We start from the raw sequence: 18831 nt of genomic DNA on the forward strand, positions 1-18831 counted from the left end.
TACAAAAAAAGCGATGTCCAACACGGCCCGCGACGGTTCAACTCGCGCTGCTTTCCCATGCAACTCCGGGTCCTTCTCGCCTGCCTGATGCTTTCACCCGCCGCATTCGCCGAAATCGTCCTCGCACCGGTGTTCGGCGACCACGCGATCCTGCAATGCGACAAACCCGTTCCGATCTGGGGCCGCGCCGCGCCCGGCGAGCGCATCACGGTCACATTTCGGGATCAGTCCGTAAACGCGGTTGCCGGTGCCGACGGCCGGTGGATCGTTTATCTGGAGCCGCTCGCACCGTCCGCCGAAGGCGCCGACCTGATCGTCGCCGGCCGCGAAACGATCGCGTTGCGCGACGTCCTCGTCGGCGAAGTCTGGCTCGCGTCCGGCCAGTCGAACATGGAATGGCCCGTCTCGCGGGTGCGTGACGACGAGCAGCGAGTCGGCGCCGTCGATCTGCCGCTCGTGCGTGAGTTGAAGATCGAGCGCGCCGTGGCCGGCGCGCCCGCCGACACCGTGCCGACGCGCGGCTGGCGCGCGGCGACAAAGGACAACGTCGGCGACTTCAGCGCCGTGGCCTACTTCTTCGCCCGCGACCTCCACCGCCGATTCGGCATCCCGATCGGCATCGTCAACAGCACGTGGGGCGGCACCGCGATCGAGTCGTGGATGAGCGAGCGCGCCCGCGCCGACAGCGGACTCGGCGACGCGATCGCCGCGCGCTGGCAGCAGGCAATGGCCGAGTGGCCGCCGGAACGCGTGGCGCGTTATCCCGAAGAGATGGCCGCGTGGCAGAAGGCCGAGGAACAGGCGAACGCCACGAAAACGAAAAACCCGCTGGCCTGGCCGCCGCCGCCGGCGACGCCCGACTCGCCGTCGTGCCCCGGCGGTTTGTTCAATGCCATGATCGCGCCGCTGCAACCCGCCGCGATCCGCGGCATCCTGTGGTATCAAGGCGAGTCGAACGCGAGCCGCCCGCAGGATTACGCCGCCCTTTTCTCCGCGTTGATCCGCAATTGGCGCGAGAACTGGGGCGACGACGCCCTGCCCTTCTATTTCGTGCAACTGCCGAACTACGCCGATAACGACGCCACCGCCCGCGGCTGGGCGCGACTGCGCGAAGCGCAGGCGGCGGCGCTCGCGCTCCCGGCCACCGGCATGGCGGTGACGATCGATCTCGGCGAGGCGGACAACATTCATCCGACCCGGAAAATGGAGGTCGGTCGCCGGCTGGCGCTGATCGCGAAATCGGAGCTCTACGGCGTCACCGCCGACCCGTCCGGCCCTGTATTCGAAAAAGCAACACGCGAAGGCGCGACGATGCGCGTGCGTTTCCGCCACGCCATGACCGGCCTCGTGGCACATGGGCGGCCGGTGCAGTCGCTCGAGCTCGCCGGGCCCGACAAGGTTTTCCGGCCGGCCACGGCGAAGATCGACGGCAACACGCTGATCGTCTCGTCGCCGGAAGTGAAGGAGCCCGTGGCCGTGCGCTACGCGTGGATGAACAACCCGCCGGCGAACCTCTTCAACGGCGCCGGGCTGCCTGCCGCGCCGTTTCGCTCGGACGACTGGTAAACGCGGAAAACAAAAAGGGGCGGGTCTGAGACCCGCCCCGGAAAAGCGATCGCTGACTATCGGCTGTCGCTGCGAGCTTACGGCGTCGGCAGATCGAGTTCGTAGATCTCGACCATCGCGCTACCCGTTCCCGAGCCGTTGCGGCCGACCTGCGCGGTGTAGACGCCCGGCGCGAGCGTCACGACCAACGCCGCGTCGAGGCTGCCCGTGTCGAACGCCCCGGCGCCCGCCGCAGTCGCCGCCGCCGCAATCTGCGGCGCGGTGACGGACGGATAGGTCGGATCAAGCGTGACCGGCGTGCCCCAGTTGTCATTCGTCGCGATCAACGTGCTGGTCGGCGAGCCGGTGCGATAGAGCCGCAGGACCGGATCGGCCAGCGAGCCCGCGATCCGGATGCCCGGACCCGTGCCGCGGATGAGCACGCGACGCGCGGACTTGCCGTGGATCACGAAACCGCCGGTGACGACGGTGCCGGAATCGTTGACGAGGCTGCGGCCGGAGAGGTTCACGAGTCGGGGCCAGGCCGGATCGAAATCGTCGCTGGCGTCGTAGACCTCCGCCACCGCGTAGCCGCTCGCGCCGTTGGCGGAGGCGACGTGAATCGTGTAGACGCCCGGATCGAGCGTGACGATCAGCGCGGCATCCTTGCTGCCGGCCTTCAGCGGACCGGCGCCGAGGCGCGTGAATTCGGCGGCAAGCGTGGCGTTGTCGGCCCAGCCGGAATTCTGCTCGATCACCGAACCATCGGAGGCCTTGAGCTGGAGCCGTGGTTCCGCGAGGCAGTTGGCCACGCCATAATCCCCGAGCGTGGGACCGACCGCGCGCAGCAGCACCTTCTTCGAGGTCTTTCCACCCACGACGAAACCGGCGATGATGGGATCGGTCGCGGTCACCTGGCCGTTGATCGAGACGTTCACCAGCTTGCTCGTGCCGGTGTCGTTCTGCGGCGCGGCGGACACGATGATGGTCAACGTGCCCGTCGTCGTGCCGCCGGCATTGGTGGCGGTCACGGTCACGACAAAGGAGCCCGTCTGCGTCGGCGTGCCGGAGATGACGCCGGTCGCGGCATTGAGGCTCAAGCCGGCCGGGAGACCCGTCGCGGAGTAGCTCGTCGGCTGGCCGGACGCGCCGAGGGCGAACGAGAAGGTCGCGCCGGACGAGCCGCCGACGACTTCGGAGCTGGTGAACACGGGCGGTTGCGTGGTGTTCAGCGAATCCAGGTAGAACTGGGTCTGCGCGAGCACAACGCCATTGGAGCTGTTCGGCCCGACCGCGGTGACGCCGCGGGCGCGGACGAAGATGCGGTTCTGGTTCGGCAGCGACGGATTCTGGAGTTTCCAAGTGGCGCTGCCGGACGTCCGCGTGCCTTCGCCGATCGTGGTCCAGGTGGCGTTGTCGGTCGAGGTTTCGAACAGCGCGCCGTAAAGCGCAGCAGCGCCGCCGGAACGGGTCCAGGTCAGCGTGCTGCGATCGGCCGAGAGCGTGAGGCTCTGCGAGACGGCGGTCGGCGCCGCGATGCGCGCGATGCCAAGACGCGGCAGGCCGTCGACCTTCGCGAAAGTCCCGCCGATGAGGATCTTGCCGTCGGGCTGAATCGAGAGCGCGGTGACGGTGCCGTCGGGCGTCACGTTGACGCTGGTGTCGAGCGTGCCGTTCGCGTTGAGGCGGGCGAAATTGCTGCGCGAGCCGCCGCCGATCGTGGTGAAGCTGCCGCCAACCACGATGTGGCCGGACGCCTGGACGCCGATGGCGTTGACGCGATTATTGTTGGCCGGATTGAAGCCGGAATCGGCGGAACCGTCGGCGTTGACGCGGGCGAGGACGTTTGCCGAGCCGGCGGTGGCATAGGTGAAGAGCACGCGGCCGTCGGGCTGCAGTGCCACGGTGCCGACTTCGCCGCTGACCGCGGGAGCGAACGACGTATCCAGCGAACCGTTACTGTTGAGCCGGGCGAGATACGAACGGCCCGCGCCGCCGACGCTGGTGAACGCGCCGCCCACCAGGATCTTTCCGTCCGGCTGCACGACGACCGCGCGAACGACGCCGTTGAAGTCGGGGTTGAAGGCCGTGTCGAGGCTGTCGTCCGCCAGGAAGCGCGCGAGGCGGTTGCGCGTCTGGCCGGCGAGCGACGTGAACGCGCCGCCGACGAGGAGGCGTCCGTCGGTGAGCGGGACGACCGCGTAGATCGCGCCGTTCGGATTCGGCAGGAAGGTGGAGCTCACGGAACCGTCGCGGCTGAGCAGCGCGAGGTTGTTCACCGACACGCCGTTGATGAGGCTGAAGCTGCCGCCGACGACCAGCGCGCCGGTGGGCTGGATCGTGGTGAAACCGCCGTAGGCAACGATGGTGTTGTCGGGCGCCGGCACGAGGCCGCTGACCTGGCCGTCGAAGCTCGGATTGAAAGTGGGATCGACGGTGCCGTCGGCATTCAGCCGGGCGGCCCGGCTGCGCGGCGTGGCGAGCGCCGGATCGTAAGTCGTGCTGTTCGGCTGCAGGCCGGTGAACACGCCCGCGATGAGGATCTTGCCGCTGGCGTCGAGCGCCATCGAAAAGACGCTGCTGTTGGGATTCGGATTGAACGCGGTGTCGAGCGCGAAGCTCGCGTCCGTGCGGGCGAGGAAGTTTCGCGTCTGCCCCAGGAAGCTGGTGAACGAGCCGGAGAAAACGACCTTGCCATCGCCGTGGACCAGGAAGTCGCCGACCACGCCGTTGGCCGCGAAGTCCTTCGCGTTCAGCGTGCCGTTCGATTCCAGGAGCGCGACGTAGTTCCGGTCCGTCGCGGTGCTCGCGCCGTTGGGCGACAGCTTCGTGAACTGACCGCCGATCAGGATCTTTCCGTCAGCGAGCGTCTGGATGGCCTGCACGCTGGCGTTCGGGCTGGGATTGAAATCGTTGTCCACCGTGCTGTCGGTGTTGATCCGCGCCAGGTAGCTGCGGGCCGTGCTGGTGTTCGCGCCGCTCACCTGCGCCGTCGTGAAGCCGCCGCCGATGAGGATCTTGTTATCGGACTGGACGGCGATCGCCAGGACCGTGCTGTTGGTCACGACCGTGAACGACGTGTCGAGCGAGCCGTCGCTGTTCAGGCGCGCGAGGTTCGCGCGAGCCGTGGTGCCGATCGAGAGGAAGGCGCCGCCGATGAGGATCTTGCCGTCGCTCAGCGGCTGAATGACATAGACCTCGGCCGCGGTGTCGTCGATTTCGTCGGCGTCGTTCAGGTCGTTGATGGCAAAGCCGGTGTCGAGGGATCCGTCCGGCTGGAAACGCAGCAGGTTGGTGCGGACCGAGCTGCTGCCGACCGTGAAGCTGCCGGCAATCAGCACCTTGCCGTCAGCCTGCACGGCCACGGTGCGAACCGATACGACGGTGACGTCGGACGGGAAGGTGAAGCTCTTCAGCTGGCCGTTGTTCTGGAGCCAGGCGAAGCCGGTTTTCGGCGTCGAGACCGCCTCACCCTTGGTCAGCTGCTGGCCCAATGCGTAAACCGGGCCGTTGAGGGTCGGTGCGAAGGTCGTGTCCGGCGTGCTGTCGAGATTGAACCGGGCGAAGTTCTGGCCGTTCGTGCCGCCGAAGGCCGCGAAGGTGCCGGCGGCGAGGACGCGGCCGTCCGACTGGACGGTGACCACTTCGACCGGAGCGCCGGCCGACGCGCCGGTGTCGGCATCGAAGCTCGTATCCACGGAACCATCACCATTTACCCGCGCGAGGCGGTTGCGGTAAACGGGCGTGCCGCCGGTCTTCAGGGCGGTGAACGCACCGCCGACCAGAAGTTGATTGTTGGGCAGGGCGACAACGCTGGCGACCAGGTTGCCGGGACTTTGGTCAAGTTGCAGATCGAAGCCGGTGTCGACCTTGCCGTCGGTATCGAGCCGCGCGACGTAATTGCGGGTGACCGGGGTGCCTGCGACGCCGGGATCGAGGGTCGTGAAGCGACCGCCCACGACGAGCTTGCTGTCGGACTGCTGCGCGAGCGTGAGGACGATGTCGTTGGGATGCGGATCGAAGCCGGCATCGAGCGTGCCGTCGGCATTCAGTCGCACGAGATTCTGCCGGTCGTAAATCGTGGTGCTGCCATTGGGCGCGAGCTGCGCGAACTGACCACCGACCACGATCTTGCCGTCGGATTGGATGAGCACCGCGATCAACGTGCCGTTGATCGTCGGGTTGAAGGTGGTGTCGAGCGTCGCATCCGGATTGATCCGCGCGATCGAGAGGCGGGACTCGCTGCGGTTGGCGCCGTGCGGCAGCAGCCCGGTGAACTGACCCGCGATCACGATCTTGCCGTCGCCCTGCAAGGCGAGGGCGGAGATGGCGCCGTTCAGACCGAGGTCGAAACTCGTGTCGATCGTGCCATCGGCATTCAGCCGCGCGATGTAGGGACGGTTGGTGTAGTCGGTCGAGCCGGTCGGACGGACGGAGCCGAACGCGCCGCCGATGAGAATCTTGCCGTCGCTCAGCGGCAGGACGGCCGAGATCGCCGAATCCGTCGCCGGATCGAAGGCCGTGTCCAGCGTGCCGTCGCTATTGAGGCGGGCGATATTCCCGCGCGTGACGCCGTTCACGCGGCTGAACGAACCTGCAATCAGCAATTTCCCGTCCGCCTGCTGCGCGGACACGGTGACGAGCCCGTTGACCTCGGGCTTGAACGCGGTGTCGAGCGTGCCGTTGGCCTTGAGCCGACCGAAGCCCTGGCGCGTGGAGCCGCCGAGGCTGGTGAACGTGCCGCCGATCAGGATCTGGCCGTCGGACTGGACGGCGACGGACCGCAAGCGTCCGTTGAGATCGGGGCGGAAATCGACATCGAGGGCGCCGTTGGGCAGGACGCGGGCAACGTGATTGCGAACGACGGCGTTGGCGCCGTTGCCGCGGAAGGTCGTGAAGCCGCCGCCCACGACGAGCGAGCCGTCCGTCTGCAGGGCCGACCCGTAAACGACAAAATTCGCGCCGCCCGTGAAGCTCGTGTCGAGGCTGCCGTTCGGCAGCAGGCGTCCGAAATACGCGCGGCTGCCGCCTCCGAGCGAGGCGAACGCGCCGCCGACGAGGATGTTTCCATCCGGCAGCGCCTGGATCGTGTAAACCTGGCCGTCGACGTTGCCGTAGAAAGTGGTATCGACCTCGCCGTTGGCCTTCAGCCGCGCGAGCCGCGAGACATTGGTCGTGACGGCGGTGGAGGTGCCGTTCGGCTTCAGCGTTTTGAAGGTGCCGCCGATGAGGATCATGCCGTCGGGGAGCACCTGGATCGCGGAGACGGCGTTGTCGGCGTTGGGGTCGAACGTCGTATCGACGGTGCCGTCGCTGTTGAGCCGGGCGATGCGGTTGCGGGTGGTGGCGGTCGCGGCGCCGTTGGGCTGGACGCTGGTGAAACCGCCGCCCACGAGGATCTGGCCGTCGGGCTCGACGGCGAGCGAGAGCACGAGGCCGTTCGCGTTGGGATTAAAAGCCGCGTCGAGCGAACCGTCGGCGTTGAACCGCGCGATACGGTTGCGCGTCGTCGGCGCCGTGGCGCCGTTGGCTTGAACGGTGGTGAACCCGCCGCCGACGACGATCTGGCCGTTGGGTTGCAGCGCGAGCGCGCGCACCTCAGGCGTCAGGCCGCCGGTGAGATTCGGATTGAAACTGGTGTCGGGCGAGCCGTCGGCATTCAGCCGCGCGAGACGGTTCAGCGTGGTGCCGTTGACCGCGGTGAACGCGCCGCCGATCACGATACGTCCGTCGGGCTGGACCGCGAGGGCGTTGATCTGGCCGTTGACGTCGGAGGAGAACGAATAATCCACGCGGCCGTCGGCGAGCAGGCGGGCGATGCGGTTGCGCGGGACGCCGGGGACGGAGCCATTGGGCTGCACCAGCCCGAATTCGCCGGCGACGAGGATCTTGCCGTCAGGCTGGATCGCGACCGCGTAGACGTTGCCGTTTACGTTGGGATCGAAACCGTCCACCACGGGCGAACCGGTTTGGGCCAGCAACGACGGCGTGAGAGAGGCGACAAGCGCGATGCCGACGAAGCGCAGCACCAACCGGAAGGCAGAAGCAATGGGCATTTGAGGGGAGCTGATTGGTAAAGACGGAAGTGGAAGGGAGAAGCTTGCCGCGAAAAGCCAGCGTTTGTCCGCGAAAAGGGGGTCTATGACAAGCCTCCTGCGGGTCCCAAGGCAAGCCTCCGGCCGCCCGGCGCTGGAAAACGATCGAGGGGACGTCTCACGGGCGGAGTTAGTGTCGCGCCGATTTCTCGAAGTTCCGGCAAATTCAGTCCGGCGGCGCACGCCACCCGGCGCCGATGCGCGCTAACGAATCGCGGATTGGCGCGTTGGAGGAGCTGTGCAACCTCCTCGTCACCTCGCGATGAAAACTCCCCTCCTGCTTGCGTTCGTCGTCAGCGTTTGCGCGCGCCTCACGGCCGCGCCGCTCACCCCCGATTCCCGCATCACCGCCGTCACCGTCTACGCCGACCGCGCGGTGGTCACCCGCACCGCGCAACTCGCCTTTCCCGGCGAAGGCGTGATCGAGGCGGTGTTCGACCGCCTCCCCGCCACCCTGCTCGAGGAGTCGCTGCAGGTGAGCGGACGCGGGGCGACGGCCGCAACGTTGCTGGATGTCGGCGCGCGCACGGCGTTCGTGGATTTCACGCCCAACGAACGCGTGAAGGCGCTCGAAGACGAGCTCCGGCAAGTGAATCGCCAGGATCGCACGCTCTCCGACCGCATGAACGTCCTCAACCAGCAGCGGGAGTATGTGTTGAAGATCCAGATCGCCACGACCAGTCCGGCGGAAAAGTCGGGCGATGTCGTCGTGCTCCCGGAAACCTGGGCGAAACTGCTCTCGTTTTCCGAGGAGCGGCTCGGCGCGATCGCGGCGGAATTGCAAACCATCGACCAGAACCGCGAAGACCTGCAGGCCCGTCGTAGCGCACTGGAAAAACAACTCGGCGAACTCCGCGGCCAGCGCGGCCGTAATTACAAAGTGGTGACAGTCCGCCTCGCGGCCGCCGCGGCCGGCTCCTTCGAGCTCACGCTGCGCTACACGGTCCCCGGCGCTGCCTGGCGTCCGAGCTACGACGCCCGCGTCAACGCCGGTGACCGGCTCGTGCAACTGGGCTACTTCGGACTCGTCCGCCAAAACACCGGCGAGGACTGGAACAACGTCGCCCTCACGCTTTCGACCGCCCGTCCCTCGCTCGGCGGTGCCGCTCCGGAGCTCTCGCCGTGGATTGTGCAGCAACAGGAAGTCCGGCCGCTGGCGCGCGCGCAGGAAGCGCGGGAACGCGTGGCACTCGCGCAGTTCGCGGCGAAAGTTTCCAGCGCGGGCGGCGCGGCGGCGGACAACTATATTTCCGCGAACCTGGCCGAAGCGCAGGTGCAGACGCAGGCCACCAGCGCGACCTTCGCGATCGCCACGCCCGCCACCGTGCCAAGCGACAACGCCGAGCAGAAACAACCGATCGCGCAGCTCCGGCTCGCCGCGGCCCCACGCTATGCCACCACGCCGAAACTCCAGCCGAGCGCCTTCCTCACCGCCGAAGTCGCCAACGCGTCCGACTATCCGCTGCTCGCCGGTTTGATGAACGCGTTTCTCGACGACACCTTCGTGGCAACAAGTCATCTCCGCACCGTCATGCCGGCGGAAAAGTTCGAACTCGCACTCGGCGTCGACGACGGCATCGCGATCAAGCGCACGCTGAACAACCGCTTCGTCGAGGACACCGGCCTCGTGACCAAGAGCAAGCGCATCACCTACGACAGCACGATCACCGTGCAGAACCACAAGCGCACCGCGGAGACGATCGTCGTCACGGACCAGATCCCGGTCTCGCGTCACGAAAAGATCGTCGTCCGGCAACTCGCACCCGACGAGCGCCAGCTCAAGCCCGACAGCGCCGGCCTCCTGAAGTGGACGCTGGAACTGAAACCGGGCGAAAAACGCGAACTGCCGGTCAAGTTCAGCGTCGAGCATCCCGTGGATCTGCCGGTCACCGGCCTCGAGTAAACGAACGCGCCGGGCGCGCCGGAGTTTCGCGGCGCGCCGCTTTGCTTTTGCCGGCTCCGCCCCGAGCTGTCAGCTCGATGGGCCATGCCGTCCGCCTCGTCCTCCGCCGCAGACTCCGTTGCCAACCCTCGTCATGTGCCGTGGCTGCTGGCCGGCGCTGCGCTCTGCTTTCTCGCGGGCGTCTTCTTCCCGTTTTTCCACGTCACGAAGTTCTGGCTGTTTCACGATGCGATCTCCGTCGTGGGCGGCATCGCGACCTTGTTTCAGGAAGGCGAATACTTTCTTTTCGTCGTGCTCACGCTTTTCACGCTGGTGTTTCCCGTGATGAAACTCGGGCTGCTCGGTGCGATCTGGCGCCGCCGCCGTCGCGGTGACGAAGCCTTGCAACGGCTGCACGCCCGCGTCGAACAGCTCGGGAAATGGTCGATGCTCGACGTGTTCGTGGTCGCGATCCTGGTGGTCGCGATGAAATCCGCCGGCGTGGCCGACCTCCAGATCGGGGTCGGGCTGTATCTGTTCACGGCCTCGGTCGTCACGACGCAGCTTGTATCCGGATTGGTCGCACGCACGTTGAGGGCGGACTGACTTCGCCGTTGCCAAACGGGAAAAGCCACGGCGCCGGAGCGCCGTGGCTGAACAATGATTGCACTGAGCCGAACGCGGCCCGCAGGGCCGCGACCGCGTTAGAAGCGGTAGATCACGCCGGCCGCCCACTCGGTGGTGTCGGCGTCGTGACGGACGGACTCATACTGGCCGCGAACCATGGCGCTCCACGACTCGTTGAAACGATACGTGGCCTTCGCCCCGATCTCGAACTCGCTCGCGTTGAAGTCGGTCGCGCGGACGAAGTTCACGAACGGCGTGATGACGAACGCGGGCGCGACTTCGAACTCCGCGCCGACGCCCACCTTGTAGGTGAACGAGTCGTCGCGGAACGTCGCGACCTTCTGCCACTCCCAGCCGACCGCGGCGAGCACGTAGGGCTTGGCAAAGGAGTAGTTCGAGAAGGCCTTCACGCCCACTTCGAGATCCTGCACCTTGGCGTCAAACGCGCCGAGATCGGCCTTGGCCCAGTCGTAGCTGGCCGTGAAATCGAAACCGGCCGACAGCGGCTGGTTGTAATTGAGGGCAAAGCCGTGCGCGTTGTCCGGGCCCTTCAAGTTGATGAACTTGTAGGCGACCTCGGTGTAGCGCGTGCCGAGCTGGCCGCTGACGACGGCCGTGTCCGCCTCGGCCGGATTCGGCACCGCCACGTTCGCGCTCTGCGCGACCGCCGCGGAAACCAGGCCGAGCGAAATCGCCGCGGCCAAGATGAACTTCTTGGAGGTAGTTGTCTGTTTCATGTTTGGTGTCTTAGGTCCGCCCGCCCCGGCCGGCTGGCCGGAGCAAGCGGGGTGAGTATGACCATCCGTCCCACGAAAGTTCCTCGTATTATTTTTTTACCTACACGCGATTTTTCTGGAACTTTCGCCGGCCCTCCGCCAGCCGGCGCGCTTGCGGAAATCGCTGCCTTGGCTTCCGTTGCAGCCGATGAAAATCCGCACGTGCACGTTTCTTGCCATGACCTTCCTCTCCTCCCTGCTGACCGCCTTTGGCCGCAGCGACCCGGTCCGCGTGGGCGACCCCGCCCCGCAAATCTCCGGCATCACCGAGACCGGCGAAAAGCTGAATTTCGCCGAGGTGTATCAAAAACATCCCTACACCCTCGTTTACTTCTACCCCAAGGCGGACACCCCCGGCTGCACGAAGCAGGGCTGTTCGCTGCGCGATTCCTACGAAGCCCTGACGAAAAAAGGCGTGGCCGTGATCGGCGTGAGCCATGACGACGTCGCTGCGCAAAAGGCCTTCAAGGAAAAATACCACCTGCCGTTCACCCTGATCGCCGACGAGAAGAGCGAGGTCATGAACGCTTTCGGCGTGCCCCACATCGCCGCGACCAGCCTCGCCCAGCGCCAGGCTTATCTCATCAAGGACGGCCAGGTGATCTGGACCGATTATCACGCGGCCACCGACCAGCAGGCGGCGGACGTGTTGAAGGTCCTCGATCAGCAAAAGGGCTGAGCTACAGCTCGTCGTCCGCCGCGGCGGGCAGCAGCCCGGCGTGCGGATCCGCGCGCACCCGCACCAGCCACTCGCCGATCAACGGATGACGCCGCGTCTCGCTCGCGGGCCACGGCGCCGCGACGAGATCGATCACGCGCAATTCGCCATCGATCGCGCGCACGAAATTGCGCGCGTGCAGATCGGCGATGAGCCACGCGGCGCCACCGTGGAACAACAGCCGCGGGTGATCCCGGTTTGCGCGCAGGAAGCGTGACGGGATTTCGATCAACTCCGGCGGCAGCGATCCCGAAGTGTCGTCGCCTTGGGGCAGCGGGTCGCCGAGCGTTTGCTTTGCGACCACAATTCCTTCCGGCGTGACGGCCACGATCTCTGTCGCCATGCCGCCGAGCGCATGGATCAGCCATAGTTTCTCCAGCAGCCCGCGGTAATCCCCGAGCTGCGCCTGCGCCAGCAACGCCGCCTCGTCGCCGGGCCGAAAGCCGAACACGCTGCCGATCCGCTTCTCCTCACGCGGAAGGTAGAATTTGTAAACGGATCCGTCATCCGCCGCGAACGCCCACGCCTCGACCCCGCCGCCAATCCGGCGCAGCCGGGCATTCGGTTCCTCGAGCGGATTGTCGGTGTCGGCAGGAAACCCGAAGGCCTCCAAGGGTTGCAGCGGCACGATGTGACGCCACGCACGGATTGCATCGCCGAGCGCAGCCCATTCGCCGCCGGCGCCTTCCAGCAGGCTTACTTCGTCTTCGGCAAGGAGGACGAGATCGCGGTCCGAATCTGCGCGGAGACCGCATTCGGCTGCCGCCGCGCCGAGGCGAGCGAGCGCCGCCAGTCGTCGCTCGTGATCGTGTTGAAGAGCGGCTCGCTCGTCCCGGCCCGGGAGCGCGCGCCCGCGGATGCGGGTGAGTTGTCCGGTGAAGGGATCGTGCATGGGTCCGCCATGGCCGCACCGTCAGCAGCGCACGAGGCCTTGGCAAAGGATTTCTGCTGACATGTTATTCGCAGCCGCCGACGCGCTCAAAACAGCCGCGACGGATACGCGCCGCGCGCGATCAGATCCGCGACCGCCGCGACGACGCGCGGCTTGTCCTCGCGATACGTCACGCCGAACCACGCGCTCTCCGTCGGCAGCACGCGCACGTCCGCCTCGCCGCGCGCAATCATCTCCGACACCGCCGCCGGCAAATAAAACTCCGCCTTCGGCTCCGCGCCTCGCTGCGCGAGAAACTCCCGAAACTGCTGGTCGAGCCCCGCAAACAACGCCGGCGTAAATCCCCAGCAATTCATCGAGACGATTTCCTGTCCCGAAAACGTCCGCCCCGCGCCCACGTCGGCCGCGAGAATCCCCGTCCGCTCCACGATCGACGCGAGCCGGCCGCCCGCATCCGTCGCGCACACGCCGCGCGACACCGCGCCATGCTCGGAGAGGGTGTTCGCAAGCCGAAAGCCCACCATCGCGAACCGCGCCTTTTCCGCCGTCCGCGCGATCATGTTCGCATCCCGCAGAAACGCCGCGAGCTGGCGAAACGAGTCCGCACCGTAAAAATCGTCGGCGTTGATCACCGCGAAGGGCTCCCGCACCGTCTCGCGCGCGCACCACACTGCGTGACCCGTGCCCCACGGTTTCTCGCGTCCGGCAGGAGCCGCAAAGCCCGGCGGCAAGGCGTCGAGCGACTGGAAAACGTAATCCACCGCGATCTGCTCCCGATACTTCGCGCCGATCTGTTCGCGAAACACCGCTTCGAATTCTTTTCGAATCACGAACACGACGCGCCCAACGCCCGCCCGCCGCGCGTCGTGCACGGCGTAATCGAGCACCGTCTCGCCCGATGGACCGACGGGATCGATCTGTTTCAACCCGCCGTAGCGGGAGCCCATGCCGGCAGCGAGGACGAGCAGCGTCGGAGAGTGCATCGCGCGCGAGCAGAAGCACTCGCGCGCCGCGGCGCAAGCGGCGACCTCCGCGCGCTACGCGGCATGCGGCAGCAGGTGCGTCTCGCGCGACGTCCGCGCCGCGAGCAGGCGTTGGTGCACGCGCGCGTCGATGTTACGACCGGTGACCGGCAGCACGACCGACCGCGCGCGCACCTTGCCCGCCAGCACCGCCGCGAACGCCGTCGCGCCCGCGCCTTCCGCCACCACTCCCGCCTCGCAACCGAGCACCGCGATCGCTGCCGCCAGCTCGCGTTCGCTGACGGTGACGACGTCGTCTACCAGCGCCGCCGCGGTCGCAAACGCCGTCGCGCCCACCCGCGACACCGCGAGTCCATCGGCGAGCGTGGGCTGCACGACCGCCGCCGTCGGCGCTCCGCGCAAACACGCGGCCAGAAAACCCGCGGCGTTCTCCGGTTCGACCGCGATCACCCGCACGCTCGGACGCACCGCTTTCACCGCGACCGCGACGCCCGCCAGCAAGCCGCCTCCACCCACCGGCACCACGAGCGCATCGAAGTCCGCGACTTGTTCGAGGATTTCCAGCCCCAGCGTGCCCTGCCCCGCGATCACGCGCGGATCGTCGAACGGATGCACGTAACTCGCCCCCGTCTGCGCGGCGTGCTCGCGCGCGAAGCGCTCCGTCGCATCGAAGGTCTCGCCGTGCAGCACGACGTCCGCACCCAAGCCACGACAGCGCGCAACTTTCACCGTCGGTGCGTGCACCGGCATGACGACGGTGACCTTCACGCCGAGCGTCGCGCCGTGAAACGCGAGCCCGAGCGCGTGATTGCCGGCGGAGGCGGCGACCACGCCGCGCGCGCGTTCGGCTTCAGACAGGCAGAGCAACGCGTGACGCGCGCCGCGCTCCTTGAACGACCCGGTGCGCTGCAGGTCGTCGCGTTTCAGCCAGACCGGAATTCCCGTCAACGCCGCGAGCGCCGGCGCCGCGTGGCAAGGCGTGAGCCGCAGACCGCCCGCCAGACGGCGGCGCGCGGTCAGAACATCGTCGAAATTCACCGAGGGCGTTTTCATGGGAAAATAAAAAAGCCCTGAGCGGGAAGCTCAGGGCTCGGAGAGAGTGGTGCTTGTTGTCGTTAAAATTACACAGCCACCCGCCGCCGCCCTGAGTAGGGGCGCATAATAATCGCGGCGATGATGATCGAGCGGAGGCTCATGACTGTGCCGACACCAAAAGCGATCCGGCGGGAATTGTCGAGCGGCGACTCGCGTCGGCGTCGCGCGGCCGCCGGGCGTTTTCCCGCGACACGGCGAATTTCCCGCGTCATTTTCAGCGCATGGCCTCGCCTGCCTCGAGCCCCCTGCCCCGCGTCCGCCTTCTCGCCACCGGCGGCACGATCGCCGGCGCGCAGGTCGGCGGAAGTCGCGGCTACCACGCCGCCGTGCTTTCGGTCGACGCGCTCGTCGCCGCCGTCCCGCAAGTCGCTGAGCTCGCGCAACTCGACGTCGAACCAGTCGCCGCCGTCGGCAGCCAGGACATGAGCGACACGATCTGGTTGCAGCTTGCGACCCGCGCCCGCGCCGCCGCCGACGACCCCGCGATCGACGGCATCGCGATCACGCATGGCACGGACACGATGGAGGAGACCGCTTATTTTCTGAACCTCGTGGTGCGCACCGAGAAACCCATCGTTCTCGTGGGTGCGATGCGTCCGGCGACCGCGATCAGCGCCGACGGTCCGATGAACCTTTACAACGCGATCGCCGTCGCGGCGCATCCGGACGCCCGCCGCCGGGGCGTGCTCGTGGTCGCCAACGACGAAATCCATCTCGCGCGCGAAGTGACGAAAACCAACACCACTCAGGTCGGCACCTTCCGCTCCTCGCATCGCGGGCTCGCCGGCCTGGTCAACGCCGGACGCCCGCATTTTTACGCACCGCCCGTGCGCCGGCACACGTCGACGAGCGAGTTTTCGTCTGCGGCGTTCACCGCGCTGCCGCGCGTGGACATCGTTTACGCGCACGCCGGAATGAGACGCGAATTGATCGATGCGGCGGTCGCGACCGGCGCGCGCGGACTGGTGATCGCCGGCGTGGGCGACGGCAATCTGCACCGCGATGCGCTCGCCGCCGCCATCGACGCCGCGCGAAAGGGTGTCGCCATCGTGCGCAGTTCGCGCACCGGCGGTGGCGTGGTGGAGCGCAACATCGAGATCGACGACGACGCGCACGGCTTCATCGCCGCCGAGGAGCTGAATCCGCAAAAGGCGCGCGTGCTCCTGCAACTCGGCCTGACCCGCACTCGCGATCCGCGCGCGTTGCAGGAACTGTTCTACCGCTATTGAGCGCCAGCGGCCCGCTCTATTTTCCCGCTCGCCAGCACACGGCGCTCGACGCGATCCTTCCGCTGGCTCTACTTTTTCGCGGCTCCGCGTGCCCCGTCACCGCCACCCCTTTCAAGGATCCACATGGCCACCGTCGTTATCGAAAACCTCGTCAAAACCTACCCTGAAAAAAACGGGCCGGGCGTCACCGCGGTCAAAGGCATCAATCTCACGATCGAAGACCGCGAGTTCATGGTGCTCGTCGGGCCTTCCGGTTGCGGCAAGTCGACCACGCTGCGCATGATCGCCGGACTCGAGGAAATCAACGGCGGCACCATCTCGATCGACGGCAAGGTCGTGAACGACATCCTCCCCAAGGACCGCGACATCGCGATGGTTTTCCAGAACTACGCGCTCTACCCGCACATGTCGGTCTATGAAAACATGGCGTTCGGTTTGAAGCTGCGGAAGTTTCCCAAATCCGAAATCCAAGCCCGCGTGAAGGAGGCGGCGGCGATGCTCGGCCTCGAGCCTTACCTCGATCGCAAGCCCAAGGCGCTCTCCGGCGGTCAGCGTCAGCGCGTCGCCGTCGGACGCGCCATCGTGCGCAAACCCAAGGTATTTCTCTTCGACGAACCGCTCTCGAATCTCGACGCCAAGATGCGCGTCTCCACGCGCACGGAGATTTCGAAGCTCCACGACCGCCTCGGCGCAACGATGATTTACGTGACGCACGATCAGGTGGAGGCGATGACGATGGGCGATCGGATTTGCGTGATGAAGGACGGCGACATCATGCAGGTCGCCGCACCGCTCACTCTTTATAACCAGCCCGCCAATCTCTTCGTCGCCGGTTTCATCGGTTCGCCGCCGATGAATTTCTTCAAGGGCACGCTCCAGCGCGCCGGCGATCGCCTCGTTTTTGTGGAAACCAACGCCAAGTCCACGCCGGTGCGTGTGACGCTCAACGACACCCTGTCGCGCAAGGCCGCCGCGCGGATCGACCAGCCGGTGATCTTCGGCATCCGTCCGGAGAACGTGAACGACACGCTCACCGTCGCGAATCCCGACCCTGCCTGCACCGCCGAGGTGAAGGTCGAGGTGTCCGAGCCCATGGGCTCGGAGACGTATCTCTACCTCGACACGGGCGCGACGTCCTTCATCGCGCGCGTGCGGCCCACCGATCGCTTCGAGGCGGGCCAGCGGGTGCAGGTCACCTTCGACGTCGAACGCGCGCATCTTTTCGATCCGACGACGGAAGCGGCGTTGTAAGCGCCCGCAGGGCTTTCCCCCGCCCGGGCGGTCAGCTGCTTGGACTTACGAAAGTCCCGGAAGTTGACCAACCAGGACGTCTCCTGCAGCCTCCCTGCGTCACCCCATGCACGTCTCGTCGGCCAACATCATCCGCTTTCCCGAGCCGATGAACGATGGACGGATCGGTGCGATCCAGCCGGGACACGTGCCAGCGGAAGTGGTGGCGTTTCCCTCCGACCGCGAGGACCCGCTGCTCGCTTCCTCGCAGGAACACGGCCTGATCCACGCCGCGCATCGCATCGCGGACCGGGTTGCGGCGGATCTGGACTCGATCGCTCCGCTCTGACGCGCCACCGCGCGAGCCGTTAGCGACCGCGCTTCGCCTGCTCGGCGCGCAAGGACGCCCGCAACCGCGCCTCGGTCGTCGGCAGTTTCCGCTGCAAAAACTCCAGCACCGCCCGCTCCTCGTCGTCCAGCGTCCGCGCCGCCGCACCGCCGCGCGAGCCTTCCACCGCCCGGCGCGCACGCGCCTTCACCTGCTGCACGGTCACGCCATCGAGATAACTTTCGAGCACGACCGGATGGATGTAGCACTTGCGGCACACCGCCGGCGTATTTCCGAGACGCTGCGCGACGCGCTCGATCGCCTGCACGAGATTCTTCTTCGCCTGCGCCTTCGTTTCGAATTTCTCCAGTTCGCGCAACGCCACCGCCGCCAGCACCGTGCCGGACCACGTGCGAAAATCCTTCGCCGAAAATTCCTCGCCCGCGATCTCCCGCAAATACGCGTTCACATCGGCCGACCCGATCTTCTGCGGCTGATCGTCCTCGTCGAGATACTGAAACAGATCCTGTCCCGGCAAATCCTGCGCGCGGCGCACGATCTCCGCCAGCCGCGGGTCGTGCAGGTCGATCTCGTGCTGCTTGCCGCTCTTGCCGCGAAACTCGAAATGCAAACGGCCGCGCGCGATCCGGACATGGCGGTCGCGCATCGTGGTCAGCCCGAAGGAGCGGTTTTCGCGCGCATACTCCTCGTTGCCGATGCGCACGAGCGTCGTCTCGAGCAGCCTCACGACCGCGGCCAGGACCTTGCGGCGATCGAGCCGGCGCCGCGCGAGGTCGCGCGCGACGCGGCGGCGGATGCGCGGCAGCGCCTTCCCAAACGCGATCGTCCGCTCGAACTTCGCGCTGTCGCGCACCGCCGACCAGTCCGGATGATAACGGTATTGCTTGCGCCCCCGTGCGTCGCGGCCGGTCGCCTGAATATGGCCATTGGCGGAGGGGCAGACCCACACGTCGGTCCACGCCGGCGGTATCGCGAGCCGCTTGATCCGGGCGAGTGTCGCAGAATCCTTGATACGTTTTCCGTCCGGCCCGACGAAGGTCGCGCGTGCGCCGGCGCCGCGGCGGACGATGCCGGGCGCGTCGTCGTTCACATAGCGCAGCCCCGCCTCCCGCGCGACGACCGCCGCCTCCTCCGGGCGCGGCAGGGCGCTTAACACTTTATGCTTGGAGCGGCGGCGCGCAGAGGGGGCCATGATCCCGCGCACTGACCGCTCGCGGACGGGTGCGTTCGCACTGAGGGGAATTTCCGGTCACCCGCAAGGGAGCTCTCCCACGGCAGCTGCGGAGATCGGTTTGGAAACCCGGGTTCGCAAAACCTGACCTTCGTTCCCCTCCCGGCCCGATGGCGGCCGTCCTTTGCGCCAGCTACTTTGAAGCACGATGAAATCAGCCGCCCAGCATCCTGCAGAAA

At 66.8% G+C, this 18831-nt stretch carries 14 protein-coding genes; 8 read left to right on the forward strand and 6 right to left on the reverse strand.

The genetic code is table 11. The annotated features are described in order from the left end of the window. Positions 1-57 precede the first annotated feature (57 nt). Entirely contained in the window at positions 58-1566 is a 1509-nt protein-coding gene (locus tag AC6RV7_RS20380; protein WP_500096049.1) for a sialate O-acetylesterase, read from the forward strand. A gap of 77 nt (positions 1567-1643) precedes the next feature. Here AC6RV7_RS20380 and AC6RV7_RS20385 read toward each other — a convergent pair whose 3' ends face one another. Next, positions 1644-7601, reverse strand: coding sequence for a putative Ig domain-containing protein (locus AC6RV7_RS20385; protein WP_500096050.1), 5958 nt, complete (start codon positions 7599-7601; stop codon positions 1644-1646). Between the two features lie 301 nt (positions 7602-7902). Between AC6RV7_RS20385 and AC6RV7_RS20390 the strand changes: the two genes are divergently transcribed. Next, positions 7903-9543: a mucoidy inhibitor MuiA family protein gene (locus AC6RV7_RS20390; protein WP_500096051.1), complete on the forward strand. Its 1641-nt coding sequence runs from the start codon at positions 7903-7905 to the stop codon at positions 9541-9543. Positions 9544-9627: 84 nt separating this feature from the next. Continuing rightward, the gene (locus tag AC6RV7_RS20395) at positions 9628-10128 is read left to right on the forward strand and encodes a paraquat-inducible protein A (RefSeq protein ID WP_500096052.1); all 501 of its coding nucleotides are present in this window, start codon (positions 9628-9630) and stop codon (positions 10126-10128) included. A gap of 98 nt (positions 10129-10226) precedes the next feature. On the opposite strand, the gene AC6RV7_RS20400 is transcribed toward AC6RV7_RS20395, so the two are convergent. After that, on the reverse strand, positions 10227-10886 hold the full coding sequence (locus AC6RV7_RS20400; RefSeq protein WP_500096053.1) for a hypothetical protein: 660 nt from the start codon (positions 10884-10886) through the stop codon (positions 10227-10229). Positions 10887-11103: 217 nt separating this feature from the next. On the opposite strand from AC6RV7_RS20400, the gene AC6RV7_RS20405 reads away from it, so the two are divergent. Then, positions 11104-11604, forward strand: coding sequence for a peroxiredoxin (locus tag AC6RV7_RS20405; RefSeq protein WP_500096054.1), 501 nt, complete (start codon positions 11104-11106; stop codon positions 11602-11604). Position 11605: 1 nt separating this feature from the next. On the opposite strand, the gene AC6RV7_RS20410 is transcribed toward AC6RV7_RS20405, so the two are convergent. Beyond that, on the reverse strand, positions 11606-12271 hold the full coding sequence (locus tag AC6RV7_RS20410) for a hypothetical protein (protein ID WP_500096055.1): 666 nt from the start codon (positions 12269-12271) through the stop codon (positions 11606-11608). Here AC6RV7_RS20410 and AC6RV7_RS20415 point away from each other — a divergent pair. Then, a complete protein-coding gene (locus AC6RV7_RS20415) occupies positions 12260-12595 on the forward strand; it encodes a hypothetical protein (protein WP_500096056.1) in 336 nt (111 codons plus the stop codon). The two genes, AC6RV7_RS20410 and AC6RV7_RS20415, sit on opposite strands and share 12 nt — an antisense overlap. A 26-nt stretch (positions 12596-12621) precedes the next feature. Here AC6RV7_RS20415 and AC6RV7_RS20420 read toward each other — a convergent pair whose 3' ends face one another. Together AC6RV7_RS20420 and AC6RV7_RS20425 are read right to left on the reverse strand one after the other, a co-directional pair. Next, positions 12622-13518, reverse strand: a complete 897-nt coding sequence (locus AC6RV7_RS20420) for a nucleotidyltransferase family protein (RefSeq protein WP_500096057.1) — start codon at positions 13516-13518, stop codon at positions 12622-12624. 54 nt (positions 13519-13572) lie between these two features. Next, positions 13573-14571 carry a threonine/serine dehydratase family protein gene (locus AC6RV7_RS20425; protein WP_500096058.1) on the reverse strand — a complete coding sequence of 333 codons (999 nt, stop codon included), beginning with the start codon at positions 14569-14571 and terminating at the stop codon, positions 13573-13575. A gap of 263 nt (positions 14572-14834) precedes the next feature. Between AC6RV7_RS20425 and AC6RV7_RS20430 the strand changes: the two genes are divergently transcribed. The 3 genes from AC6RV7_RS20430 to AC6RV7_RS20440 all read left to right on the forward strand — a co-directional run bounded on the left by AC6RV7_RS20430 (position 14835) and on the right by AC6RV7_RS20440 (position 17421). Beyond that, on the forward strand, positions 14835-15842 hold the full coding sequence (locus AC6RV7_RS20430) for a type II asparaginase (protein ID WP_500096059.1): 1008 nt from the start codon (positions 14835-14837) through the stop codon (positions 15840-15842). Between the two features lie 123 nt (positions 15843-15965). Beyond that, entirely contained in the window at positions 15966-17093 is a 1128-nt protein-coding gene (locus AC6RV7_RS20435; RefSeq protein ID WP_500096060.1) for an ABC transporter ATP-binding protein, read from the forward strand. A 106-nt stretch (positions 17094-17199) separates the two neighbouring features. Further along, positions 17200-17421, forward strand: coding sequence for a hypothetical protein (locus tag AC6RV7_RS20440; RefSeq protein ID WP_500096061.1), 222 nt, complete (start codon positions 17200-17202; stop codon positions 17419-17421). Between the two features lie 19 nt (positions 17422-17440). On the opposite strand, the gene AC6RV7_RS20445 is transcribed toward AC6RV7_RS20440, so the two are convergent. Then, the gene (locus tag AC6RV7_RS20445) at positions 17441-18577 is read right to left on the reverse strand and encodes a DNA topoisomerase IB (protein WP_500096062.1); all 1137 of its coding nucleotides are present in this window, start codon (positions 18575-18577) and stop codon (positions 17441-17443) included. Positions 18578-18831: the final 254 nt, after the last annotated feature.

The sequence above is a fragment of the Opitutus sp. sgz309028 genome (genome assembly GCF_059821195.1).

Bases quoted from the DNA above. Each gene is read 5' to 3' on its own strand.
- AC6RV7_RS20380 (WP_500096049.1), top strand. From the start codon at position 58: ATGCAACTCCGGGTCCTTCTCGCCTGCCTGATGCTTTCACCCGCCGCA.
- AC6RV7_RS20385 (WP_500096050.1), bottom strand. From the start codon at position 7,601: ATGCCCATTGCTTCTGCCTTCCGGTTGGTGCTGCGCTTCGTCGGCATC.
- AC6RV7_RS20390 (WP_500096051.1), top strand. From the start codon at position 7,903: ATGAAAACTCCCCTCCTGCTTGCGTTCGTCGTCAGCGTTTGCGCGCGC.
- AC6RV7_RS20395 (WP_500096052.1), top strand. From the start codon at position 9,628: ATGCCGTCCGCCTCGTCCTCCGCCGCAGACTCCGTTGCCAACCCTCGT.
- AC6RV7_RS20400 (WP_500096053.1), bottom strand. From the start codon at position 10,886: ATGAAACAGACAACTACCTCCAAGAAGTTCATCTTGGCCGCGGCGATT.
- AC6RV7_RS20405 (WP_500096054.1), top strand. From the start codon at position 11,104: ATGACCTTCCTCTCCTCCCTGCTGACCGCCTTTGGCCGCAGCGACCCG.
- AC6RV7_RS20420 (WP_500096057.1), bottom strand. From the start codon at position 13,518: ATGCACTCTCCGACGCTGCTCGTCCTCGCTGCCGGCATGGGCTCCCGC.
- AC6RV7_RS20425 (WP_500096058.1), bottom strand. From the start codon at position 14,571: ATGAAAACGCCCTCGGTGAATTTCGACGATGTTCTGACCGCGCGCCGC.
- AC6RV7_RS20430 (WP_500096059.1), top strand. From the start codon at position 14,835: ATGGCCTCGCCTGCCTCGAGCCCCCTGCCCCGCGTCCGCCTTCTCGCC.
- AC6RV7_RS20435 (WP_500096060.1), top strand. From the start codon at position 15,966: ATGGCCACCGTCGTTATCGAAAACCTCGTCAAAACCTACCCTGAAAAA.
- AC6RV7_RS20440 (WP_500096061.1), top strand. From the start codon at position 17,200: ATGCACGTCTCGTCGGCCAACATCATCCGCTTTCCCGAGCCGATGAAC.